At 51.1% G+C, this 24,160-nt stretch carries 26 protein-coding genes and 1 pseudogene; 10 read left to right on the forward strand and 17 right to left on the reverse strand.

Translation table 11 applies throughout. The annotated features are described in order from the left end of the window. Nucleotides 1-13: 13 nt before the first annotated feature. From HOM51_09625 to HOM51_09635, 3 genes are all read left to right on the forward strand, one after another. A complete protein-coding gene (locus HOM51_09625; protein MBT5034768.1) occupies nucleotides 14-319 on the forward strand; it encodes an STAS domain-containing protein in 306 nt (101 codons plus the stop codon). Between the two features lie 119 nt (nucleotides 320-438). Then, nucleotides 439-1,242 (forward strand): serine/threonine-protein phosphatase, encoded by an 804-nt coding sequence (locus HOM51_09630; GenBank protein MBT5034769.1) that lies wholly within the window; start codon nucleotides 439-441, stop codon nucleotides 1,240-1,242. A 36-nt stretch (nucleotides 1,243-1,278) separates the two neighbouring features. Beyond that, a complete protein-coding gene (locus tag HOM51_09635; GenBank protein MBT5034770.1) occupies nucleotides 1,279-2,166 on the forward strand; it encodes a response regulator in 888 nt (295 codons plus the stop codon). Between the two features lie 149 nt (nucleotides 2,167-2,315). Here the strand turns inward: HOM51_09635 and HOM51_09640 are convergent, their stop codons facing one another. The 15 genes and pseudogenes from HOM51_09640 to HOM51_09710 all read right to left on the reverse strand — a co-directional run bounded on the left by HOM51_09640 (nucleotide 2,316) and on the right by HOM51_09710 (nucleotide 16,948). Next, a complete protein-coding gene (locus tag HOM51_09640; GenBank protein MBT5034771.1) occupies nucleotides 2,316-2,918 on the reverse strand; it encodes an aldehyde dehydrogenase in 603 nt (200 codons plus the stop codon). A 7-nt stretch (nucleotides 2,919-2,925) separates the two neighbouring features. Then, nucleotides 2,926-3,450: a phosphonopyruvate decarboxylase gene (locus HOM51_09645; protein ID MBT5034772.1), complete on the reverse strand. Its 525-nt coding sequence runs from the start codon at nucleotides 3,448-3,450 to the stop codon at nucleotides 2,926-2,928. A gap of 308 nt (nucleotides 3,451-3,758) precedes the next feature. Beyond that, complete coding sequence (locus HOM51_09650) at nucleotides 3,759-4,244, reverse strand: hypothetical protein (protein MBT5034773.1); 486 nt, start codon at nucleotides 4,242-4,244, stop codon at nucleotides 3,759-3,761. 313 nt (nucleotides 4,245-4,557) lie between these two features. Continuing rightward, the gene (locus HOM51_09655; protein ID MBT5034774.1) at nucleotides 4,558-5,103 is read right to left on the reverse strand and encodes a hypothetical protein; all 546 of its coding nucleotides are present in this window, start codon (nucleotides 5,101-5,103) and stop codon (nucleotides 4,558-4,560) included. Continuing rightward, nucleotides 5,079-5,492, reverse strand: a complete 414-nt coding sequence (locus HOM51_09660) for a hypothetical protein (protein ID MBT5034775.1) — start codon at nucleotides 5,490-5,492, stop codon at nucleotides 5,079-5,081. The genes HOM51_09655 and HOM51_09660 overlap by 25 nt, the downstream gene beginning before the upstream one ends. Then, the gene (locus tag HOM51_09665) at nucleotides 5,489-5,824 is read right to left on the reverse strand and encodes a hypothetical protein (protein ID MBT5034776.1); all 336 of its coding nucleotides are present in this window, start codon (nucleotides 5,822-5,824) and stop codon (nucleotides 5,489-5,491) included. The genes HOM51_09660 and HOM51_09665 overlap by 4 nt, the downstream gene beginning before the upstream one ends. Then, a complete protein-coding gene (locus HOM51_09670) occupies nucleotides 5,824-9,114 on the reverse strand; it encodes a hypothetical protein (protein MBT5034777.1) in 3,291 nt (1,096 codons plus the stop codon). The genes HOM51_09665 and HOM51_09670 overlap by 1 nt, the downstream gene beginning before the upstream one ends. After that, a complete protein-coding gene (locus tag HOM51_09675) occupies nucleotides 9,114-10,556 on the reverse strand; it encodes a hypothetical protein (protein MBT5034778.1) in 1,443 nt (480 codons plus the stop codon). Before HOM51_09675 ends, HOM51_09670 begins: the two co-directional genes overlap by 1 nt. A 34-nt stretch (nucleotides 10,557-10,590) precedes the next feature. Then, nucleotides 10,591-11,013, reverse strand: a complete 423-nt coding sequence (locus HOM51_09680) for a cupin domain-containing protein (protein MBT5034779.1) — start codon at nucleotides 11,011-11,013, stop codon at nucleotides 10,591-10,593. Between the two features lie 185 nt (nucleotides 11,014-11,198). Then, nucleotides 11,199-12,263, reverse strand: coding sequence for a hypothetical protein (locus HOM51_09685; GenBank protein ID MBT5034780.1), 1,065 nt, complete (start codon nucleotides 12,261-12,263; stop codon nucleotides 11,199-11,201). Then, entirely contained in the window at nucleotides 12,260-13,159 is a 900-nt protein-coding gene (locus HOM51_09690) for a hypothetical protein (protein ID MBT5034781.1), read from the reverse strand. Before HOM51_09690 ends, HOM51_09685 begins: the two co-directional genes overlap by 4 nt. A gap of 131 nt (nucleotides 13,160-13,290) precedes the next feature. Then, nucleotides 13,291-13,443: pseudogene (locus HOM51_09695) on the reverse strand (esterase). A 532-nt stretch (nucleotides 13,444-13,975) separates the two neighbouring features. Continuing rightward, nucleotides 13,976-15,058 carry a hypothetical protein gene (locus tag HOM51_09700; protein MBT5034782.1) on the reverse strand — a complete coding sequence of 361 codons (1,083 nt, stop codon included), beginning with the start codon at nucleotides 15,056-15,058 and terminating at the stop codon, nucleotides 13,976-13,978. Nucleotides 15,059-15,061: 3 nt separating this feature from the next. Continuing rightward, nucleotides 15,062-15,517, reverse strand: coding sequence for a hypothetical protein (locus tag HOM51_09705; protein ID MBT5034783.1), 456 nt, complete (start codon nucleotides 15,515-15,517; stop codon nucleotides 15,062-15,064). 624 nt (nucleotides 15,518-16,141) lie between these two features. Next, nucleotides 16,142-16,948, reverse strand: coding sequence for a sulfite exporter TauE/SafE family protein (locus tag HOM51_09710; GenBank protein ID MBT5034784.1), 807 nt, complete (start codon nucleotides 16,946-16,948; stop codon nucleotides 16,142-16,144). A gap of 119 nt (nucleotides 16,949-17,067) precedes the next feature. Here HOM51_09710 and HOM51_09715 point away from each other — a divergent pair, with 119 nt between their 5' ends. Both HOM51_09715 and HOM51_09720 read left to right on the forward strand, forming a co-directional pair. Next, the gene (locus tag HOM51_09715; GenBank protein MBT5034785.1) at nucleotides 17,068-17,601 is read left to right on the forward strand and encodes an HAD hydrolase family protein; all 534 of its coding nucleotides are present in this window, start codon (nucleotides 17,068-17,070) and stop codon (nucleotides 17,599-17,601) included. Between the two features lie 6 nt (nucleotides 17,602-17,607). Further along, complete coding sequence (locus HOM51_09720) at nucleotides 17,608-17,919, forward strand: hypothetical protein (protein MBT5034786.1); 312 nt, start codon at nucleotides 17,608-17,610, stop codon at nucleotides 17,917-17,919. A gap of 6 nt (nucleotides 17,920-17,925) precedes the next feature. Here the strand turns inward: HOM51_09720 and HOM51_09725 are convergent, their stop codons facing one another. Continuing rightward, nucleotides 17,926-18,594, reverse strand: a complete 669-nt coding sequence (locus HOM51_09725; GenBank protein MBT5034787.1) for a CPBP family intramembrane metalloprotease — start codon at nucleotides 18,592-18,594, stop codon at nucleotides 17,926-17,928. A gap of 119 nt (nucleotides 18,595-18,713) precedes the next feature. Between HOM51_09725 and HOM51_09730 the strand changes: the two genes are divergently transcribed. From HOM51_09730 to HOM51_09745, 4 genes are all read left to right on the forward strand, one after another. After that, on the forward strand, nucleotides 18,714-19,742 hold the full coding sequence (locus HOM51_09730; GenBank protein ID MBT5034788.1) for an SEL1-like repeat protein: 1,029 nt from the start codon (nucleotides 18,714-18,716) through the stop codon (nucleotides 19,740-19,742). 86 nt (nucleotides 19,743-19,828) lie between these two features. Continuing rightward, the gene (locus HOM51_09735) at nucleotides 19,829-20,590 is read left to right on the forward strand and encodes a hypothetical protein (GenBank protein MBT5034789.1); all 762 of its coding nucleotides are present in this window, start codon (nucleotides 19,829-19,831) and stop codon (nucleotides 20,588-20,590) included. A gap of 329 nt (nucleotides 20,591-20,919) precedes the next feature. After that, nucleotides 20,920-21,102, forward strand: coding sequence for a hypothetical protein (locus tag HOM51_09740; GenBank protein ID MBT5034790.1), 183 nt, complete (start codon nucleotides 20,920-20,922; stop codon nucleotides 21,100-21,102). Further along, nucleotides 21,102-22,400: a hypothetical protein gene (locus HOM51_09745; GenBank protein MBT5034791.1), complete on the forward strand. Its 1,299-nt coding sequence runs from the start codon at nucleotides 21,102-21,104 to the stop codon at nucleotides 22,398-22,400. Before HOM51_09740 ends, HOM51_09745 begins: the two co-directional genes overlap by 1 nt. 61 nt (nucleotides 22,401-22,461) lie before the next feature. On the opposite strand, the gene HOM51_09750 is transcribed toward HOM51_09745, so the two are convergent. After that, on the reverse strand, nucleotides 22,462-23,469 hold the full coding sequence (locus HOM51_09750; GenBank protein ID MBT5034792.1) for a hypothetical protein: 1,008 nt from the start codon (nucleotides 23,467-23,469) through the stop codon (nucleotides 22,462-22,464). A 174-nt stretch (nucleotides 23,470-23,643) separates the two neighbouring features. Between HOM51_09750 and HOM51_09755 the strand changes: the two genes are divergently transcribed. Then, nucleotides 23,644-24,160: sel1 repeat family protein (locus HOM51_09755; GenBank protein MBT5034793.1), on the forward strand; the 517-nt coding region annotated here is incomplete at its 3' end.

Consider the following 24,160-nt stretch of genomic DNA (forward strand, 5'->3'; position numbering starts at 1 on the left):
AGGAGACTAGTAAATGGAGTATTCATCGAATCAGGACGGGGCAACATGCGAATTCAATTTCCTCGGAAAGTTCTCGTTTTCTGATAATGAGGCTGTCAGAAATCTCATCGAGGAGTTTAAGGACAGTGGATGCTCACAGTGTTCGGTCCAACTCGGGCGCCTGGATGATATCGATTCCGCTGGATTAGGAATGCTCATTCTAATCCATGAAGCCATTCATGAAGATGGAAAATCAGTGGAATTTCGCGGCGCAACCGGGCAGGTTCAAAAGATGCTGGAAATATCAAAATTTGCGGAAGTCATTACGATCAAGGCCTAGCTAATTTGTGTATTTTACGTAAAGTTTAGGGACCCCAAGGTACCTGCAAGACGTAACGGCGCAATTTATTTCTCTGGTTATATATTAACGGGTGGATAATTTTATGGAGATCCTTTTAATTGAGTGAATCCCAAGCCACCGATATTGAGCATTACCGTAGTGATATGGAATACGAGCTAATTACAGCTCGGATTATGCAATTAGAACTTTTGCCCACCGATGAACATTTGCAGCGTCTTCAGAGAAAGTTTGGCACAAATATTACATCATGGTTCGAACCAAGCGGTCAGATTAGCGGCGACATTTGGGATGCTTGGCAAGTCAGTCCCACCAAATTAGCAGTTTGTCTGGTCGATTTTTCGACGCACGGAATTACTGCGGCAATGAATACAATCCGGTTTTTCATGCTGGTACGTCATCGCAATAAACTGATGCGTGACCCTGCAAAGTATGTACAATTTTTAAATAAGGAATTATGCCGCGTCCTTTTGCCTCAGCAATTTGCGACAATAATATATGGCATCGTTGACATTACCGCCCATACGTTTACTTACGCCGCCGCTGGGTCAACTCAACCACTGACGGTGCAGTTGGGCACCACCAACGTCATTGCCGGCGAACGGTCCGGCCTTCCACTTGGTATATCCGACAAAACATCCTACGAGAACCGAAGCCTCTCCTTCTCACCGGGGTCCGCGCTGTTTCTTTATAGCGACGCAATGACCGAGACCCAGCAAGCCGACGGCACGTTCATCGAAGACGATGGTGTTATGGATATTCTCAAGGCGGCAAGTGAGAGCACGGGCGAAAGTCTCGATGTTTCTAAAATACTTGAAGGTTTTTTTAATCTTGCCGTTCGTCCCTTAAAGGATGATCTTACAGCTGTTTGCCTTGTCTATCCGAAGAACGGCGAAGCCAAATGACACTCTTAAACGACCATATGGAATGAGAGTCACATCATGAAAGCCAGTGTCCTCGTTATCGATGATGATGAGATCAATCGCGCCCACCTAAAAATATATTTGGATGATGCGGGATATGACGTGGTTGAGGCAGAAGATGGCCCAGAAGCTTTGGAACTTCTCTCCAACCGCAACAATTTCAGTGCAATTCTTCTCGATAAAAATATGCCGAAGATGGATGGCTTTGATGTCTTGCGAAAGATCAAGGCGACCGAGGACCTTCGTAATATTCCAGTTATCATGCAGACAGCGGTAAAAGATACCGAACGGGTTGCCGAAGGCATAAAAGCAGGGGCCTATTATTATTTAACCAAGCCCTATGACCCGAGCGTCATGTTGACAATTGTAAGCTCGGCGATTGATGATTCGAGGCTCTATCGAAACTTACGTGAAGATCTTAACAGTAGAAAAGAAGCCGTCGATAGTCTGCGGTTGGGGCATTTTCAGTTTCAAACAATTTCCCAAGCGCACGACGTCTCAAAACTTGTTGCCCTCACCTGCCCGGAGCCCGACGCAGCGATCATTGGGTTGGTGGAGCTTATGCTGAACGCGGTAGAACATGGAAACTTGGGAATAAGTTATGACGAAAAAACGGATCTGAAACAGGATCAGACGTACACCGAAGAAATAGACCGACGCCATTCCTTGCCCGAGTACGCCAGTAAAATGGTCGACGTATGGATTGTTAAGAATGAAGGTGAAATTGAAATACGGATCGAAGACCAAGGCGATGGGTTTGACTGGACCCCGTACTTGAAATTTGACCCTTCTCGCGGAACCCATACGCATGGCCGAGGCATCGCGATGGCTGGGCTTTCTGGATTCTCCTCAATGGAATATCAAGGCAGCGGCAACAAAGTCGTGATTAAAATAGCGACGTCGTAACGGAGTTGAAGCCTTGCGCGCGAAGCTCATCGGTCTGCCATTCCGCATCATCTTGATTACCCAGATGCACCGTCATTCGTGACAGGGTGCCCGCCTCGCGAACATGAGACTAATTCTCATTAAATAATTGGTGAACTGGGGGAATACCCCTACTCCGTCCCCAACAACGCCTTCCGAAAGCGCAGCTTCATTAGGTTGCCGTCGCGGGTCTTGGGTAGGGATTCGGGTTGGTCTTTTGAAATCTTTGCGCAAACGAAGACCGGCCCTGGGGCTTCTTGGATGATCTTGACGACGTCAGCTTGTTTGTTTGGATCGGTCAGGGTTATTGCTGTCTCGAAACCCGCTGCTGCGGCCATTGCGGTTAGGTCTGCGCCGTGACCTGCGGCAGTTTTCTGGCCGCCAGTTTCAACGTAATGCCCATTGTCGAGCACCAGCACCGCAAGGTTCGTCGGACGTTCGGTCATGATTGTCGCCAATGAACCAATGCCCATCAGCATGTCGCCATCACCCAGCACCGCAACAACGCGCCGCTCAGGCTGTGCCAAGGCTAGACCCATAGCGACAAGCGGTGCGCCGCCCATGGAGCCATGCAGGCAGAAATTAAAGTCATGGTCGCCGCGCGATGCGGTCAGGTCATAACCCGCGCCGCCCAACCCAGAAATCGCCAAAATATCTTCGCGGTCGCCGAGGATGTCTTTCGTTAAAGCGCGCCTGTTAATTTGGTGAGGGTCTGTTTGATGTGTGTCTGTCATATCACCCTCACCGCTTGAATTTCTTAGCGCCGGTCACGCGCTGGCTGAGAATGATCGCCATCCGACCAGAAGCGTTGAAAGCGGTCTGGGCAGCGGCCCCAACCGCGTCTTCGACATCTTCGGCGCGTTCGACGACGTTGACCATGAAACCTGCGAGATCGAACATCCTGGCCACCGTGCGGCCTTGATAGAGCATCCAAGGATTGCCCTCCCCCCAACTGCCACGCAGCGTGACAATCGTCAGCAGCGGAAAATTACCGGCAATGGTAATGCCAAAATTATTCATGCAATTGCCAACGCCGGAGCCCTGCATAAGCAGGACACTGCGTTCGCCGCCCAACCAAGCACCTGCCATCAAACACGGGCCTTCGCTTTCATTGGTCAGGGGAATCGCGCGAATGTCCGGATCTTCATCGCAATGGCGAATGATGTCCTTTAGCCCACCATCCGGCACATAGGCGGCAAGGCTGACCCCCGCATCCTGAAAGACGCGGTGCACGCCGGCAGCCCAATCAACAGATGAATTTGGCATGTGTCCCCTCAAACAAATTACGAAGAATTAGCTTAACCACTGTTACCAATTGGACCCAGTCGTGGCAAATCTTAATGTTAAATGAGAGAGAAAGATGGGCAAATTAATGGCTTTCAAGACAGTCAACGCAAGTCACCAATTTATCGACCGTACTGTGTTCGTTAGCGAGCGGAAGTAGCACGCGTTCGTGAGAACCGGAATATGTCCCTGTTTTGTAGGTATCCGTATCGTGCGGTTTTATTTGGTCTATAACATTTCAGAATGAAAACAGAACAAGCCAATATCCACAAAACTTTACGACATGTTAGCTATAGATCCTTGGGCCTGTATACACATACCGCAAGCCTTTGAACCGACCCTTTTCCATCGCCCAAAGGCAGCGATAAACGTTCGTGAAGATCGACTTTTACATCTGTTTTAAAAGTACCGTAGGCAAGAAGCGGTGTTCCTTCTTCAGTGCACTGAGCATACGAATTAGCAATCGACTCAGGTGAATAGTAGCGTGACGCCTCATCCACGAACTGGCCAGTATGGTCTGGGGCAGTCATGCCGCGCTTGCGGCGGTATTCGACGATCTTAGTGCCAACATAACGATACAGGTGTCGGATCGAACCATCTCCACCCCGCACCACATCCAACATGATCAAATAAGGCGCGATCTTATAGATATCCATCATCGCGAAATCATCGCACGCCGGCATATCCCGCCCCTTCCGAAGGCCCTCCCAATAACGATAGAGTTCGAGAGAAGTCTCTCCCTTCATCACCGACAGGTCCGCAGTTACCGTAGGCATATAATCCCGATAAGGGTTTGAATGATTGGGATTTTTCAATTTATGACAAACCTAAATCTCAACACCGATAATCCGAAAAATATGGATATCTTTAGTAATAAGGTAGCTATATCTATTTAGGTGTGCCTATCCCCAATTTTTTCAACCAATTTCTTCGATCAAGAGGTCACAAATTCATAATTTAATTGTGAGATGTCCCACAGGCCTATGAACTCACGCGTTTAATGACATGTTTTAAAAGATTAATTAATTATTTAAATTACTTATAGATGTGATCGTAATATCCAACACCAGTCCGGGCACGCCGCCACCCTCACCGATTCTTCATCCCTGGCGGTGCAAAGGCGCGATCTCCGAACCACCAGGTTATTGCGGTCGTTGTTGCAAAGAACAAAGAATAAATCATGTAGCGCAGCAGGTCTTTGATTTCGGCTTCGTTGAATAGGGTCAACAAGTTGTCGGTGGCGCCTGTGATGGAATGCCACATCATGAAGATCACCGCGAAGCTGAGGCCGACCAGGGCGGTTGTCAGGAACGGACGGAACAAGGATTTGATACCATTGATCAGAGGGCCTGTGTGGGCTGCCAGGGCTTTGTCGGCGGAGACTGATCCCCTAAGCCCGGCCCAGGCTCCTTCACTCGATGCGACGGCGATTTCCATTTCGGTTTCGAGCTTGCGGCTTTCCATCTGTTTATCAAACAAACGCATGTCGAGTTCGATCTTTTTTTCTTCCCATTCGCGGTCGGCACGGGTTTGAAAATATTTCGCGACCACACCCAAGCCGGATCCGATCAGGCCGAACAGGCCGCCTGAGGCGACGCTCGCGCCAAAGCCTAAGATATCACCAAGCGTTTCCATGTCTTTTTTCCTTCTTTCGTCGCCCAACGGCGATTTGGTCTGAGGTCACAATGCAAAAATGTTTTGTAGAATCCGAAAGTCGTAAAGCCGGCTTCCTTCGCCGCCCCCAATAGCGTTCGCGGCTCGTGCCCCTTCAGCGAAACATCAACCGCCAGTTTCAGGTGCTCTGAATTCACCGCGCCGCCAACCATACGATTGTGGACGCGCGACCTATGAGCAGATGTCAACAGGACCGGCCTGTTCAACAACCGCCGCAGCCGTTGCAGCGCATCCAGAAATCCAAGATCGAGATAGGCTTCACCATCAAACCGACAGGCAATTTCCATGGCGGAAAAATTCGGCCATCGTGCCTCGTTCCACGGGATTAGGGAGTAATGTGCATAGATCATGCGGCACTCCCCCGACCATTGCGTTTAAGCTCGGCGATCTTGACGTTGTTGGACTCGATCCCTTCCCAGACCCGGCGCAGCGTGTCACCGATGTCGCGATCCTTAAGCCGCAGCTCATCGATGACTTCGGTGTTGCGTTTGATCTGTTCGGTCTGGCGGGTGCGGTCTTGAACCCATTCGACGACCTTATCCCGGCTGAGCATCTGATCGTGTTCTTCGACCTTGATCCGCACACAGGTGGCGAAGCGCTGAAGCCGCAACAGCAACGCGACAAGCGCCACCGTCTGGCCCAGCACCACCGCCCAAAACCGCCAGTCAGAAAACCACTCCATCAGCGTGCTCGAGCCTGCGAAACACCACTACCACCGAAGGGGTTTTCTGCCCATGCGGCAAACATGTATGTGCCGCCAGACGCATTGAAGGACGCCGTAGATGTTCGGGCTTTAAACCCATTGGCCAGCAAATCGAAAGGCTCACTCGGTTCTTCAACAGCCGTTGTAGATGTGATGAAGAAATCTGTTCCTGTCGTCGCGTTATAGCCTTCGCGCTTGTTGTCAAACATCCTCATAAGCTGGGTCGAATTGTAGCGCTTGGTTATGACCAGTGCGGGACGAAAACCTGTGTAAATAAATGTTCCATTTGTCGACCCATTCCCAACGTAGGTTCCGAACTTGTTAAACCCGTCCACTTCGGCCCAAAGATATTGAACGTAGTTATTCGTGCCGCTTGCGTTTGCGTTGTTGGTTCCGTTATTCGTCACCATAAATTGCGTTGAAGAAAAGTTTCCGGTTCCCCACGGCGAATTCGTGTTGCTTTGCGCGGTCGCATACTTAACAAAATAATCATCGCCGGTTAGGACCTGGCTCCAAAAAGTCCATTCCCCGGTCGCGTCTAATCGTTTGTTAATTGCGAATGCCGGAACAACCCCAAGGCCATGGGAAATATTTCGGTTTGCCGTGTTGTCGCCATTGTATTGAACAATGTCAAAGCCGGGCGTTGCGCCTTTTTTCCAACTCCAGGCGACGTTGGGTGAACTTGACGCGTTGTAACTTGCGTCGCTTCCAACAGTGAAACCATCCGTATCGAAACTACTCAGCCCTTCGCTCACTGTTTCTTCTAATAACGTGTCGTTGGTGCTGATTTCTTTTGTCGTACCGCGAACGCTGTCTGTGAGCACATGCTCTACCGCCGTGTCACGATCCTTGATCCACACAAGGTCGGGCTGCAGTGCCTTTTTGCCACCAAACACAACCGCGTTGCCACCCGACCCAATTGCGGTTCCGTTTCCGGTGAAGAGCTTGGTTTGGAAATAGGCGCTGGGGTCGGTGATGGCAGGTGCAGGTAGGTTGGCCGTGCAGAGTGGCGAATACGCTGCATCTGAAGGAACATATCCATTCTGTCCAAAGTCCCAATCATAAGTCCGACCATAACAACTTCCATATGCAAACAACGGGTCTGCGGGAACACTCGAAACAGTTCCGACTAGCGTGCCATTTCGTTTCACTTTTACAGTCGCGGCATCACGATCAACGAGCCATTCGAACACGTCTCCCACGACATTGCTGGTGTCTGTTGCTTCTGTGGTACTGGAGCCCGCATTATTAAATCGCCGATAAAGATCACCGGAAGCATCTAGCGATATCAGCGTCGTGTAAGTTGACGAAGGGGCTTGTGATACGTCCATACCTTCATCTGCCCATTGGTTCGCATTAAAGCTAACAACCCCATGCCTTCCGCCACCGCCCAGTACAGTGATCGTAACTTCAAAGCCAAATTTTCCTGTCGATGGAATGGGAATTGAGGAGTGACTTCCCGCATACGCCCCCGATGCCCTGCTGGTTCTTGTATTGCCCTCTGCAAATACGAGGCTGGATCCTTTAACGTCCAGTGGGTTCTGGACTGCATAGTTCCCAACACTGTTATCCACATCGTCTGTTGGGCTGTCTTTGACTTGATCGTCGGCGGTTAAGCCGCTTGACGCAAAATTATTTTTCATAAATGTCTGAGTTTCGGATGCCGCAAAAGTCACGCCTGTGACGGTATCGATAATTTCTTCTTCGCCGGAAAACGACCCTGTATTTGAGCCTTCTAGTGTCCAATCTTTTGGCGCGTTATTTGTGGCAGCCGAGGCGGATTCTGTTATCGTATAATGATCAAGCTCTATTTCGTTTCCCGAGCCTAGATCAATTTTAAGCCAACCTGTGGCAGTCGATAGTCCCCACGTATTACCATCCGTATTTACACCATTAAATGCCTTAAAAGCGTCCGATCCACTTTCATTATCGCTGGCAACCAGCGGCGAAGGCGCGGAGTTAGACGTCATGTTTGATGTCGGATAGGCCGTGCCATCTAAAGTAAAGAGCTCTAGCTCGCCGACCTGCGCACTGCCTGATCCGCCATTGGCTGTAATGTTCAAGCGAAAATATCGATAGGCCGTTGAGGAACCCCTGGATACAGCATCCCGACCAAAATCTGAACTGTCGCTAAAATCTAAATAGAACCCATTGGCTCCGAACCCGAACCCGTTATCTTCATGGAATTCAATTTCACCGCAATACATACTGTCATTGTTAGAACCAGTATCCAGTGCATATAACCAGTGATAGCGATAAGCGGTGGTAGAAGTTAATTCATCAATTATGACGCGTTCTGAATTTGAGTGACCGTTACTTGGGTCTGTTACAGTTGTACTTCCGAGGGCTGTTCCATCCGTTCCGTTTGATGGCAGACTATTGGACCCGTAAACAGTTAACGTAAGGTCTGAGTTGTGTGAGCCGCCTGCGATGTCTGAAACGTTTGAGGCTTCATATACGCATCTAATTGGGGTTTTAGTAATACCTGAACCCCAGTCTTGACCCGCATACCAATTATCTCCTGACGCAACATAAGAATTTCCAGAAGTCTCATCAAAGCACCCCGCAACTCCAGAACCGCCTGTTATATCGCCGAACGTGGAACTTTCACCTGTAAGAAAAGTGTATTGCTGAAAACCTGCTGCCACATCAATGGGAACCCAATTGCCGTTGGAATCAAATCTCCCAAACGATGTCGCCGGTTCTTGCGAACCATCGATCCAAACATACTCCGCCATATAGCCATCAAAGTGACCGGCATTCGCGTTATCTTGCTTGCTGATATAGGTGGTCGTGCCATTTTTACCGATGGTAATCGTTTGGCTGGCGCTGTATTGGGTTTCGGTACTGAAGTCAGTTATTCTGACGCCGTTGACGTACATCTTCATTCTGTCGGCAGCAACAGCCGTCGTATCTATCGCCACAACCACGTGATACCACGCCGTAGGGTCACGGAATTCTGCGGTGGTTATATATTTTGCACCGCCATTTCCAAACCACCAAAGATGGTCTCCCGTGGGAGGGTCGCCACCGTCATCGAATTCAAGTCGGTCTGAACCATCACCTGAAATAAAGTGACGCCGTAGCGCGCCTGTTTCACTCATATTTCCACGCTTGAACCAGCACGAAAACGTCCCGGACGTGGTTGATGTCGCTGCCACGCCAGGGGTCCATGAAAGATACGCATTATCATCATCGTTAAACCGACAAGACTGTGGAATGACATACCCGGTTCCCCCGAACCGAAATGGATTTATGATGAATGACATTATGCTTGGTATCCTATGAGATAGATTTTTAGACCCGCCGCTGTGCCGTCACCGACTTGATCAATGTCGACGGTAATCTCCGCATCATCGGCAAGCGCGCTGTCGGAAATGACCGGCGCAGTGGCGGCTGTGGTGGATGTTTTTTCTGTATTGTCCAGTGTGATCTTGGTCGACAGAACCGTGGTGCCGCCCTCGTTGATATCAACCGTCAAGATCGAGCCGCTGGCCTGTGCCGTGGTCAGAGACGCGCGTACATCTGTCAGAGTAAAGGCGTAAGGCGTACGAAACGTGACGGCACCCGTACCGATCACAATTGGCGTCACTTCGTCGCCAACGGCGATGGCAATCACTTGTCGTTTTGCATCGTTCGACATTTCAGCGAGAGCCACAGCACCGGCGGCAATCTTCGCCGTCGTAACCACATCATCGGCCAACATCGCCGTCACGATTGAGCCTGCACTGATGATCGCGGAGCCCCCAAAACCGACCCAGTTATCCGGCGAATTGTCATCGGCAACAAGAGTGAACTGCTCTGTGTCTTCTGTGATGGTGAGTGCCGTCAGGCCGTTAATTGTGTCTGTACCATCGCGGTTAACGGTGATCGTATTTGCAGCCCCATTTTTGACAATGCCAATTCGGTAACCTTCACCGACTGTATCAATCGATGGCATGTTGATGACCACGTTGCCGCTGGTTGTATCGATAACGAATACGGTACCATCATCGCCCAAATCGGGTGCGATGGGACTGTCGGCGTCCGACTTGTTGGTGATGGTATTGAACAGGTTCGATGTCGCCGCAGTCGCCGCTGCTGTGGCCGATGCCGCGGCGTTGGTCTCAGATACCCCAGCGTTTGTTTCTGAAGTCGCGGCATTGGTTTCTGATATTGCTGCGGCTGCTGCCGATGCTGTCGCTGATGCAGCGTCCGCAGCTGCCGCGGTCGCTTGATCATTGTAGTTGTCGTTTGAAACCGCAATGTCACCAGTGCCATCGAAGATCAACGCCTTGCTGGCGCGGACATCCTTTGTCGGCAAATTTAGGCTGCCGTCGGGGTCGGTCGTGTTCAGCGTGATTGAGCGGCCTGTGATGTTATTCACCTGCTGCAGGCAGGCCGTCAGGTAATCAAGTTCATCGTTAATCACCTTCGATCTGAACTCGCCCGATTCTTGAAAGTCAGTCGTCCGGATGATTGGAAGATTCCTGACAATCGTCACAACGGTTGCAGCAGCCGGTGGGGCATCAAACGTCACGGTACCTCCCACCGCCGGTGGAATATTCAGCTCCACCGCAAGGTCGGTTACTTGCAACGTGTCCCCAAGATAAACTTCGACCTCTGATAGATCGAAGGCGGGAAACAGGAATTCAAATTCAACCGCAATACCGTCTGCGGCAAACTGCACCCGGGGATTGATGTCGTTAATCTTAATGTGTTCTTCAGCCATGAGAATATCCTTACAAAATGTGAGCGAGCTGGCGTTACGCCAAATGGGTTCCGGTAAACATGGGGTGGTGTAATTCGGACGGTGTGGAGCTCCAGACATGCACAGGCAAGACCACCAAATCCGCATCCGGGCCGGTAACAAAATGATGCGGCACCATGGCCGGAAGATCGACAACCGTGCCGGGGGACAGGTCATGGGAAACTGCATTGTCTTCCATCCCGACAATGGATTTCCCCTCGCCTTCCAGAACATAGACAACGCGCGCCGTGGAATGGATGTGGTGGGCTTGTTCGCTGGAGCCGGCGGGAATTCGCAGCATCTGTAGCGACGGATCACCTGGTCTCGGCGGCGGAATAATTTGTTTCGTCGAACAGCCATTGACGTAGGGCAGGCAGGTTTCAGAATTTAAGATTATCGTTGTGTCCATCGGCGCAAAGCCGCGCACCACGACTGCCATTCCGTTGAGAAACAGCGAACACACGCCGCGCCGCACCCCGGCAATTCCTTCTTCCGGTTGGACGTAAAACGCGCAGTCACCTTCGCCGATGGCGACATTAAAATCACCAACAAATACTTCGTGCGCGTACGGCAGATTAGGGTTGGACTTGGCGTTATATTCCTGACCGGGAGCGATGTATGTTGTCACTGCATCTTCCTTTTAAGTTGATTTTGTATTTCGTCGGTAAAGGCGGAGCCCTCGACCGAATACGCGCCGAATTTAAGTGTTGAGAGATCATCAAAGACACAGCAGAACCCGGCCCCAAAGCCACCTGCAGGCAATGATCGTTCTTTGAGTTTGTTATCCCGATAATCCGCATCACGGGTAAATTCGTAGATGTAGTCCTTGGCGGGCATCTTGTAGGATTTTAAATCCACGCCTTGCATTTTTATGTGGTGGTTGGTGATCGACCAGCGCTGGAAATCATCGGTTCCAAAAAAATGCCGCATGTTCGGATACAGATGAAACCTGTTGGGCGCTAACATTCTAAAACTGACTGATTGCCACTTAAGTCCAAAGTTCAGCCACCACATAAGATCGTAGATGCTCACGATGGGAACAGGACTGGCCGCAATAAAGGGCCGGAGAATGTCGATGATTTTGTAAAGTCCCTCATCGATATTTATGACTTCTTCATACGGGCGGCGCATGAGATAGGGTTGAAAGCGACTGAACAAACGAATGGAGCCAAATAATTGATCCCCCAATTCCCCGGTCAGCATAAGGCGATCAGAACAAATTTCCTGGCGGACGTCCTTGACCATGCGCCATTGAATTTTTCCATTGATGTATTTCTTAAAGAATTCGGGGTACTCGGCGACCGAACCACATCGAAAGGGAAGCCTTCTCGTGCCCGGTGTTTCCGGCAGCATTAAGATCGTCAGCCGATCCAAATCGATGCCAGCTTTTAATAACGCGACCAGTGCCGCGGTACTGTCGATACCGCCCGACCAGGCAACATCGATTGGCATGTCGCCTTTGATAATTTCAATTGCCGCATCGTCACAAACTTCGGCGAAAGTTTTAGCGGTAAAGCGGTCCTTTGGAATTGGCTCCAAGATTTTTATCGGGAAACCAAGATCTAATGTTTCCGACCGATCCACGTGGGATAACCCGGCCCAGCCAATGATCTTCTTATAAACGGGAAGCTCCCGTCCAAGGCGCTGGGCGGCAAGTAAAAATGATTTGGGGCTGGTGTGAACGATCATCGAACCAGCGACCCCATTTCAGAAACCGCGAGATCAATGATCAGGTCAATCTCGTCACTGCTTGTCGCCGCCATGATCGATTTCTTAGCACCACGGCGGATGCGTTCACTGGGCAGGAGAGCCGCGGCACTGTAGGCCGCTTGATACAAGATCGCATCGGCCAGTTCATCGGCTGTGATGGTTGGATTGGTGAACCGCTCAACCTCCATATCGGCCTTTAGAAAGGGCCAATCCCCGGCTACAAAATCCGGTGAGCCTGCATCCTTGAACGCTTGTGCCTCGCGGGCTTTTAGAATGTAGATATAATCTTGCGATCCACGCCGTTCCAAAAATCCAAGTCGGACGTCTTCAATTCCTTCCATTAGAATTTGAACACCTTCTCTCTGAAGGTCTTGAAGGGTGCGGACGTCTTTCCAGTCCTTTTCTAATTCATCCCAGCGCCACCACGAGTCTGAACTTGGCGGTCGAGGGGTAACCAGAGCGACGGCATCGACATCATCCATGACGAACTGCCCGTCAACATCCGCGCCCATGACTCGGTTCCAGGTTTCGGTGTCGGTGTCCCAGCGATACACACCATCCGACGGCGGTGGGCCGACGACGATGCCATCGCTTGGTCTTCCCAGCCCCTTGTAGAGGCCATCTTTGCCGACCAGATGCACCTGTGGCTCGGGGGGCACAGCGAAGGCATATGAGTCGACAAAGTCTTCGCATACGCGCTGTTGTTCCGCTGTTAAGGTGCGGCGGGATTCGGCGTCCGAACACCACATCTGTGTGGATTCGAAATAAAGGACATCGAAGGTAAAGGGCAATTTAGGCTTGGTGGCCAATTGCTCGCGCACCCCATCGCCAACAATCAATCCATTTTGCCCATACCAAAAAAGCGCCTTGATCATGAGACGAGCCCTCTAACTTGAGTCGCGTTGTTTCCGCCCGTCCAGACCGGCGTAAAGGTGTTTAGATTGACCGCCTTGCCGGCAATCCCACCAGGCGAATTAGGGGTAAAACTGCCAGCTCCGCCGAGTGATCCATTTGTGCCGGGGGCACCACCTAAGCCGCCTGCTCCACCAATTACCGTTTGATAAATTGCACCGGCACAGCCAGCTCCGCCTGAAGTCACCGTGCCGACATTGCATCCGGTGCCGCCGTTAAGACCCGCACCACCCCCGCCCGCGCCGCCATTGACATAGACATAGCTTGCGGGTTCCTCGTCATCGGCGATGTTTAACCGGCTCTGACCGCCTTCTCCACCGCCGCCACCACCGCCCCAAATATTGCCAGCGGTATTATCGATTGTTGTCGTCGCCACAAGTTGTAGCGCCACGCCCCCCGTACCAGCGTTCGCGTCGCCGCCTTTGCCTTGAATTTTGCCGAGGTTATTAATCACCACGGTTGATCCGGTCGGCAGGTTTGCCGACCCATACATGGCAGGTGTTGCTGTCGTGGTGGAACCTACCTTTATGCCGTTTGCGATATTTATGACGACATCAACCGCAGCGACCGGCGACCCCGCTTCAACAAAGATGTCATAATTGAAGGTATCGATGGTGATATTCAAAACCGTCGTAATACCAAAACCTTTCCAAACACCGCCTTGCCTGACGTAAACATTATTTACGCTTTTCCAGACACCGGATACTTTCACAAAGACATTGGTTGCTTCTTTCCAGGTCGCCCCGACTTTGGTGTGTATTGTGGCCATGATGTCCCCTTTATGCGTCGTACTGGAACCAGATATCGCCGTCGACACCACCGCTAGGTGCGCCGGTGGATATTGTCTTGGTGGCACCATCCCAAAGTTCTGCATCCAGCCCCGTCCCTGTGCCGGGGACGGTCTGAGTAATCGGACCGGCAAAAGAAATATTCGTTCCAGAGAGGGTTGTGGCGGCAACTGTGGCGGCGGAAACACTTCCAGCCGTCACACTGCCCGCTGTGCTGACCGACGCACCACTGAGCACACCAGACGACGTGATATTCCCTGAGGCAACAATGGTGCCGGTGACATCGAAGGGCACAAGCGATTTAACCTCTGTCGCGCCTGCCTCTATGACGTCCGTGCCACCGGCTTTGCCGCGCAAGGTATCGTCATCGGTGCCGCGTTCAGTTTCCCAAGAAGTGTCGCCATCATCGTCTGCAATGGCCTCGCCGTCGAGCTGAGACACCACTACCTGTGCAGCAGCGGCGGCGGCGGCGGCGGCGGTTTCAGCTGCCCCTGCCGCCGTCGCAGACGCGAGAGCCGCAGCTTCAATTGTTTCCGCACTGGCTGCAGCAGCTTCCGAATCCGTCGCCCGTTGTAAGATCGTGCTGTAAGCCTCGGCTGATACTCCCACGTTGCCATTTGCATCAAACACAAGAGCCTTATCAAGGCGCGCACTGACGACAGGCAAAAGCAAACTGGCATCGGGATCAGAAGGACTAAGCCCAATAGAACGACTGGCATCATCATCTACTTGCTGAACCAACGCGGTTAAATAATCCAATTCATCATTAATGATCTTGGCGCGAAACTCGCCGGACTCCTGAAAGTCTGACAGTCGTTGAATAGGCAAGTTTCGAACCAACGTAATCGCGCTGTCCGCCGTTGGCGCAATTGTGAACGTTACTGAACCACCGACGGTGGGTGCCTTATTTACGACAACTGTAAAGCCAGAACTTTGAAGTGAGTCGTCCAAGTAAACTTTGACGTCAGCCCCGGAAAAGACCGGGAACGAAAATTCGTAGATCTTTATTACGCCGTCGGCGACAAACGTTGCACGCGGACTAACGTCATTAATCGTGATATGTTTCTGGGCCATTTCTTAACTCCTTTTTCCAATTGAGGGTTTAGCAACGGGGATCGGGTTCCAACCTTGTCCGTCAGCGGCAATGCATGAAATTCCGTTGGGGCCGGTCGCAACTATGGTGAACGATCCCGACCTTGCGGCATAAATTTGCAGGAGATACCCGGTGCTGGCGAGGCCGGCTGAAATGCTCCGCTCGCCATAAGCTTTCAACAGTGCCGCCGCCATATCCTTCTGCTCGGCACAAACCAAATCCTGGGAAGATACATCACTGCGCTTAACCTCAATCGCCCGTTCAGGCCGAATTTCGGTTTGCCCTTCCGCCCCGTGTAGCGAAACAGGGGCACAGGCCGTTACTGCAAAAAACGCAATAGCAACCCATACAAATTTGCCCTTTGGGGAATGTAAGCCGTGAGGTCGGTAGCAATCTCTTAGCGACCCTTTTAACGCATTACGGTAATTTTTATTTTGCAATTTACGCACCCAAACTGTGTTGTCTGGGTCGTATAAGTGAAGGATTTTTAGGCCTTGTTGCAAACTTTAAAATGTTCGCGAACAAAATAGTTTAAAGTGTCCAGCTTCAAATCGATGCTGATACTGGACACTTATTTATGCCGACATTTCATACCAAATACGTATAATTATTTTGATATTTCATACTTTAAATAATGGAATTAAACTTTCATAAAGACAATATATCGTATTGTTTTATATAGAATATTTTTCTACCAACACCATATTAATAGAAATCAATACTGACATCAGGTGTAGATCGGTCAACATCGAATTGGCAGCCATGTAAGCGGGGGTTATATGCGTGATTTTCGATTAAAAAAGTGTCTACCTTTAACACCTATTTTGTTCGCGAACAAAATAGGTGTCCAGTGTCCAGTATCATCCTCTGTTAAAGTCTAAATTGTCGTTTGTTCTCAATGGGACAGGAAAAAATAGACCTAACCTTTTCATAGATATTCTCGGAACTGTAGAGTTTGGAAGCGCCCGGACGCGGGTTGCTGGAGACCTGTTTTTTTGGTCTCGCGCGCGGGGACACGGGCACCCCGCGCGCCCAATTCACATTTTTGAGATACCAAAAAGTGCTTAAATAAGTTGTGAGATACCCTTAACCGCCAGGATAATTGCCGCAAACATCATAATTCCACTCAAAATTCGGTGGTAGTTTTTATCAGAAAGTTGTTTGAAAAAGAGCTGCCCCAACTGTCCACCTACGAATCCGATCGGCAAACAAATCAGAACTTCTGTAAGAATTTTAAGGTCAACAAACCCTGCAATACTCAGCCCACTAACACGTGCGACCGAGACAATAACGCTGATCAACAACATAGTTCCTCTTATTGATCGCGGCACCTTTAGAACTTGCTTCACATAGAACGCCAGCATCAACAATCCACCGGCGCCGGTCACGCCGACAATCAATCCTGATATGCTTGTATACGGGAACAGAGATTTAGCCGACTTGAGATTAAGTCTATCAAACAAATGACGCATTACCCCAAACATATCCAAACCGACCAATGCCCCGACTGAAACGCCTAGAATAATGGTCAACCAGGTCGCACTCAGATAATCAAATAGTGTAATTCCAACAAAGACGCCCAGAAGATAAGGCCAAATGGCGGTACGAATGACGCTATAGTTGCCGTCTCTATTAGCCTCCGGAATGAACTGCATCTGCACGACGAAATTGGTCATTGCTGCCAAGACGACCGCATGATGAGGCTCCAGGATCATCGCACCGAACAGCACCATCATCGATACGTTACCGACGCCGATGGCTCCCTTAATAAAGAAAGCGATCGAATAAATTGACAGCAACAGCACAACTTCCCATAGGGCCAATCCCGCGAATACGGAAATGCCAAAAAGTTCAGGAAAAGGCTGCATCATGTTGAAGAGACTTCGTCGAATGAGGGGAAGGAAATCTTATACCCCGAATTTATACCCCGGCGTGAATTAAGGTGAAAGGTATTGTGATCACGCGCGGATTGGCTAAAACTCTTCCCACCATGGCGTATCAATCTAAAACCAAGCTTAACCGCGACCAACTGGGCGAGAGACTGAAGTCGGTCAAGCTATTGTCACTTGATGTGGATGGCGTGCTGACCGACGGCGGCCTTTATTATACGGACGATGGTTTGGCATTTCGAAAATTCAATGTGCGCGACGGCTTAGGCATCGTGCTCGTCCGCGAGGCAGGCTTGGAAGTCGCGATCATATCCGCCGGTCGGCCCGCGTCTACGGTCACCCGCGCCAAGGATCTAGGCGTCGAACATGTTCGGGTTGGGGTGAGTGACAAGCTTAAGGAACTCTCGGAAATCTGCGACAGCCTCGACATCCACCTAAACGATGTGGCGCATATTGGCGACGACCTACCGGACCTCAGCCTCATGCAGGCCGTTGGTGTGCCGATCACGGTTGCAGATGGCGCGGCGGCAGTGATGGAATGTGCGGCCTACGTGACAGATCGGGCCGGTGGACAGGGTGCGGTTCGTGAAATTTGCGATCTTTTGCTTGAATCTAAAGTGAGTTTGGAGGACTAAGGACGCATGCAGTACCGTCCCCTCACCGCCCTGGCCCTAATCCTTTCCGTCTTTCTGGCAGCCGCCTGCGAGTCGCCCGCTTATATCCACAATCCAATCGAATTCAAACGAGACGCCAAAAATTTTAACAAAGACATCAAAGATCGGGATGAACTCACCATCTGCTATAATAAGAGCGACACGTCAGCCCAAGACGTTCTGGAAATGGCAAAAGATGAATGTGGCAAGTTTGGCAAATCGGCCAAGTTTGTGAATCAAGATCGCTTGACCTGCCCGCTCATGAACCCAATTGCGGCGAACTTTACCTGCGTGAAGTAAGCTGCCTCACGCGAAATACCACAAATCGATTAAATAATGTGCCGCCACAGGGCCGAGAATTGAGCCTGAGCGCAGATAAAACACCATCAAAACCGCCCCGACCACGGCGCTATCGATGATGTTGGGCACGCCGTTGGACCAATGGATGATCCCAAACACCACCGATGACACCACCACCAACCAAACCTGGTTTTCGCTAAAAGCGCCGATCACCCTCTTGGCCACCGTGCGGAAGGCCAGTTCCTCGCTTAATGCGACCAAGGCCAGACCGAACGTGACATCCAGCCAATACACGGCCCCTAAGTCTAAATCCGGATAGGTAAATAGTTCCGTCCCCGGAATGAGTTCTTTTAAGGGTTGGCGCACGGCGTATTCAGCGGCCATTGATAAGACCACAACAAGACCAATCCCAAATGCGAAATTCCCAAAATAAGACCCCCACGGATGGGACGGATACTTGTTGAAGCGAAGTGCCTCCGTCGCGGCGGCGCGAAATGGCGGATAAAAGAAGATCACTGCCAAGGCCAGGAACCGAGAACCGTAATCCACCGTCAGCCAGGCCGTCACCCCCTCGGCACGAACGAATAAAAAATCATTCAGCACAAAAGGGGCCGCCACCGCAGCCCCCATAAGCAAATCCGTCGCCCGAGACCCCATCGCTAATTCTCGCCCCAATACCCGTTCCCCATATTTGTCCACAGCTTATCGCATTTCACCCTATACCCAAACACTGCGTCAGCAGGTATACTGAAATTCAGGTCGATTCTATTGATGCGCTGCCGGTTAAGGATTCCATGAAGTTTCCCGTTATCGTCGCTTCTGTTCTTATTTTGGGTGCCTGTGCTAGCCCTGTGCCTCCCTCCACAACAGAGGCAAAGAAGGCCCCCAATTCTTTTGCATCCGTGCCTCTTTCAGTTGCTGAGCCTCTGCTGCGAACGGCTGAAAAAGCTTACATCCGGCATGAATATGCCGACGCCGTGGAAATCTGGCAGGATTTAGCGAATAAGGGCAACGCCACGGCGCAGTTCCGCATGGGGTTCTTATTTACCAATGGCGAAATCACGCGACCGCGACCGGAGCAGGCCAATCGCTGGCTGCGCCCCGCCGCTGAGCAAAATCATCCCCATGCCCAGATGCTCCTCGGCAGCAGCTTCGCCTGGGGCGATGGTCAGGCCCGCGACCTTGATCGAGCCGAATACTGGTTTCGCCGGGCTGCCCGCTCGAACGACCCCTTCATTGTCCGCATGATCGGCAGTTACTACCAAGCCACCCAAAACGCCGCAGCAGATGCCCGCGCCGTGCCCTGGTTTGAACGCGCCGCCGCCCTGGGAAGTGTTGGCGCGTTGGTTGATCTCGGTCGGATTTTCAGAGAAGGGCGCGGGGCTACTAAAAACCTGGCCAAGGCGCTTGGCTTCTTCGGCCGCGCGGCCGTCCAAGGCGATGCCGACGCGCACGGAGATCTTGGTGAAATGTACTTAAAAGGCGAAGGCCGGGCGGTCGATTACACCCTGGCCCTGAAACACTTAAGCGTTGCCGCTACCCAAGGCCTCGCCAAGGCGCAATTTCAATTGGGGGAACTCTACCGGGACGGACGGGGCACGGCGCGTGATCTAAAATCCGCCCGTCATTGGTTTGAAAAATCTGCCAACAACAACAATGCCAACGCCGCCTTCTCCTTGTCGGCCATGTACTTGGGCGGCGAATTAAAAGCCCGAGACGGAATCACCCGAGCCTACAGCTGGTTTGTCCGGGGCCTCCGCGCCCAAGGCTTGAACCCGTCGGTTCTCATCCATCAAAAACTGAGGCCAATGACACAGGGGTAGGGCCGATTTCTTCACGTGACAACAGCGGAAAAACCCAGGCAGAATAGCAAACGATTCTAAAACGTGAATGCCTTTTAGGAGACGAAATGTTCCTGTTCCGACTTACCCTGGCCTATACTTTATCAATAGGGGCTTTATCAGTAGGAATTGCGGGCTTTTCAGCAATTGCTTCGGCAGCCAACTCCGATGCCGCATCGCCACAGATTTCTCAGGCGAAAGGGAAGGCGATCTCCAATGAAGAACGCCGCAAGCGAATTGGACAGATGGTCAATGACTACGCCCTTATCTCGGGCGGATGGTTTGTCAATCAACGCTGCAGAATCCTGCCGGAACAAGCAACCCGTGAATTCGAATGGCATGCGACGATGCTAACTCGGGGGCTGCGCCGCTATGTAAAACCACAAACACTGGCGAAAGCACGCGCGTCCGCGGAAAGCAGTGCCAGTTCAAAAAAGTTTGAAAAGTGCGACAAGAAGGCGAAGAAGGCGGTCACCGACACCTTGGGCCTCGCCCGGCGAATGTCGAAGTCAATGATCAGGCAGCCGTACCGTTCGGGATTTTCCGAATGGAAAAACTACCTACGGCAATTCCAAAACGCCGCCATTCGGCTCAATCTGGAACGCCGCTGCCAAGTTCTGAACCCGTCACAACGAAATCAAATGCGCGAAGATTTCAGTGTGGTCGAACTGTCGTTACGAAAACGCACCAGCGAAAACGCGGTCAATAAGGTCCTCTCCGACGCGGCCAAATTAGCGACCGCGCCGTGCAACGAGAAATCCAAGACCCAGATCAGAAATGCCGCCGAGGCCCTGCCCCAACTCCGCCGCCGAATGGTATCTGCGTATTAGTTTTTCTCAGTTTAGAGAAACTTGACTCATTACCCTTCGCCGCCCCCTACCGTTTTACGTGTTTACATTGTTATTTGACAACTTTACCGATATCATATTATCGTTAAAAGTGTTTTTATTATTTCTGTATAACTTTTAGATGTATCCCTGGTGCGGATCGTGCGATCAGGGACGAAAGGGTCGAGCCATGCCGTCACATAAATTAAGGATCATTCTGTCTGCTGTTTTGGTCGTTGCCGTATCGGCCGGCGCTGTCTACGCTTTTAGTCCTGACCAGAAACCCGTCAATTTTTACAGCGGGCATACCCACTCATCTCTCGGTAACGAAGATGCTGCCACCACAGGTGCCCCCCAACACGGCGGCGGCTTGGACCGCAACGGCTGCCATAACCGTTCTGTGCCATATCATTGTCATCGGTGAAGACCCTATCGCGACGATCGAACGGAGTAGCGCGATAGAATTATTTTTTTGGGTCAACAACGACACCGCCAAGGAACTGGGAATCGGCTAATGGGCCAGAACTTTGCAATCAGCCTCGCAATCTTCGCCTTTCTATTTAATTTGGGGATAAGGCTCTTAAATGAAAGCGCCGCCAAACGAGAAGCCGTAGCAGCTATAATCGAAAGCCAGCAGTATGAGGAAAAATATAGCACCTTTCTGACGTGGGGCCTGGACGGGCTACATTCGTTCTTCGGCAAAGGCTGGTCCTTCCACGCGTTAGATAGATGCATGGCGATTGGTTGTGCGTACGGTTTTTTCTTTTTCATGTTCGCCTGGACCTTCGGCTTTCATGGCGGTGTGTTCGACATAAAAGTTTTCCCAGTACAACCCATGGGCAATCGTGTCACCGTATTTGTCATCATTCTGATTTTCATTACCGCAAGCTATTTATTCTGGCGTCGTCTTCCAGACTTGAGTGATAAATCCAAGAACTGGGTCGGGGGCGTTTCGTGCATTGTCGTCATCGCGGTGGGAATGGCGGTATCTGTTACCTTAGCTCAAGGCAAGGGAACGTCGGGAATGGCAATCGGGGCGGCTGCGGGGCTTGGTATTCACTTTATTGGGGCGGCGGCAGCAGGCCGCATCCCGATTTCAGGCCGAGGGGTCGTGCTTGTCGGCCTTATTGCCCTGATCATCTCCTTGGTGCTTAACCACTTGGGAGCGACGCTCATAACGGTGGTTGCCTTTCTTGGAATATTTGGATTTGGTACGATGCTTTCCGTTATGAATGGTTTATTCGACTGGGCATCTTGGGCGGTCAGCCGACATCTCGCGACCTCGATCAAAGATGATCATTCACTCTTTAAGTTCGTTACACACATCTTACTCTACGACACCCTAATCGCCATTGCGTTGCTGGCATTGGTACCGGCTGCATTAATTGGTGGATTTCAGATAACCAATTTCATGCTTGATCAATTTGGCGTTGCTTTGAAATTTAACCATGCGCCCCTCCTTTTCTCTGCCAGCAACGGGCCATTTTCACCGAACGGTTTATGGTTCACCTTGATGCTACTCACAAACTTGGTTCCAACAATCTTGCACTTAACCGTCGCCGTTGCTGGTCTGCCCTTGCTGGTGATCCCGATTTCAATGCGTGTCAAAATTGCACAGAAACTTCGCACCGAAGAAATTGCGCATGGTCTCATTGTAATATCGTTGGCGCTCGGCATTGGGCTGGCCACCGTCATTGCAGGCGGATGGGGAATTAACAAACTAATCACATTAACTGGTTTCAACCTGATGGATCAGATTTATGAAATGGCTTGCTACAGTTCAGAGCTAATGGGAGCAGCTTGCAAACTGTAGTCCTGGCAAACCAATCACTCCTTAGTATTCAACATATAACGCCCGACGCCCGTTGCTTGGCTCAGCGTTTCCATAAAGGGACCAATTTACGAATTTTCGGAAGTTTCTCCGGAAGGTCGTCATCGCCAATAATTATGATGTCCTCCGGAATTTTTCGGAGATCAATCGGCGGTTTCGTCGGGTCAACGGGAAGATCATACCGCTCTTCTTCCACATCACCCTCCCCTGACTCTTTCGGCTCGACAGGTGAGGTGTTCCAATCATTAGGGAGTTTCGGAAGCTCTGGCTCGAACCCAGGATTAGGAAAGATTAGATCATCGGGATCAAACACCCCGTCTCCGAAGTCACCCAAGAGGCCTTCATCGAACAAGTTGTCTTCAAGCGTTGCCGCGAAGTCGGTGTCGCGTTCGGTGGTGATCGCGGGGGTTGTGGTGAGCGCTTCGTTGGCGCGGTCTGCTGCTGTTGCCGGGTCGAGGCCGGTTTGGGTGTAGGTGGTTAGGAGGGCGGCGCGGGATAGGTCTTTTGGTGGGATGGGGGCGAGTGCGGTTGGGATTTCTCGGGTGAGTTTCATCAGCGAGTTTGCGGCGAAGGTGGCGGCCTCTGGGGTGCCGTGGGTCAGGTGAGTTCGGGTGGTCTGGGCGAGGCGATTGGGGATGGTGCCGAGCTGCTTGACCAGGCCGAGTTCTGCTTCGGCGCGGAGTTGGGGATTTAGATTTGTGAGTTGCGGGAGGACTCGGTCTTCGTAGAATTCGTCGAGGCCACGTGCGTGGGATTTGTCGCGCGGATCGAGGGAGTTCACGCCCAAGGCACTGGCGATGGAGTTCACCCGGGTTGTCTTATCGCGGCGGTCTTTTATGGATTTATCGGCGAGCGCGTTGAGCTGGGCACGCACAGGGTTGTCACTGCCGTCTTCTTCAAACAAAAACCCCGCAGCCGCAATATCGTGGCGTCCGGCTTGACCTTGCTCGATCCGATCCGCTAGGGCAGCGGTCTGAATGCCGGTAAAAGTTTCAGCCTGGATGGATTGCTCCATCGCCTGCAACTCTTGCCGCTCGGTGATGTCTTGCAAGCCGGCTTCGAGTTGCCGGGTGAGACCCGAGCGTTCGTCTTCGGGGATGTCGGTGGAGAGCTAGTTCGGAATTGTTTACGACTGTCTTGGAAAAACGTGCCTAATGCTTTCATAGCTATCAATGTATTCAGAGATACGCTATTGCAAGTAATTCGGATCAAATAGAGACATCAAATGCGAACCTTAATTACTCTTATATGCATTGCTGTGACTTCAGCTTGCTCTCAATTAAAACTCTATGAAGCTGAGAAATTCTATATTGCAGGAGATGTCAAAACTGCCGAAAACATTTGGACGTCTCTCTCACATTCTGGGAACACAGAAGCCCAAAATAAACTAGGTTTTCTATATACCGGAGGATGGGGAATTAAACAAAATCACAAACTCGGAATTTCCTTCTATCGCCGGTCTGCCGAGACCGGGTATGTCGATTCGCAACATGATCTTGGTCGGCTTTATTTAGAAGGGAGAGTTGTTGAAAAAAATGTATCCCTCGCAATTAAATGGCTAACTCGAGCGGCCGATGGGGGGTATGCAATGGCCATAATTGATTTGGCCGATCTATATCTGTCTGGCGAACATCTCAAACAGGATGTGGAAAAAGGAAACTACTGGGTACGCCGCGCAAGCAAAAAAAACGACCCAGGTATTATGTCGATGCTTGGAAGTATGTATGGACGCGACTCATTCC

The sequence above is a fragment of the Rhodospirillaceae bacterium genome (assembly GCA_018660465.1).
In the GTDB taxonomy this organism is placed as follows: Bacteria; Pseudomonadota; Alphaproteobacteria; order Rhodospirillales; family JABJKH01; genus JABJKH01.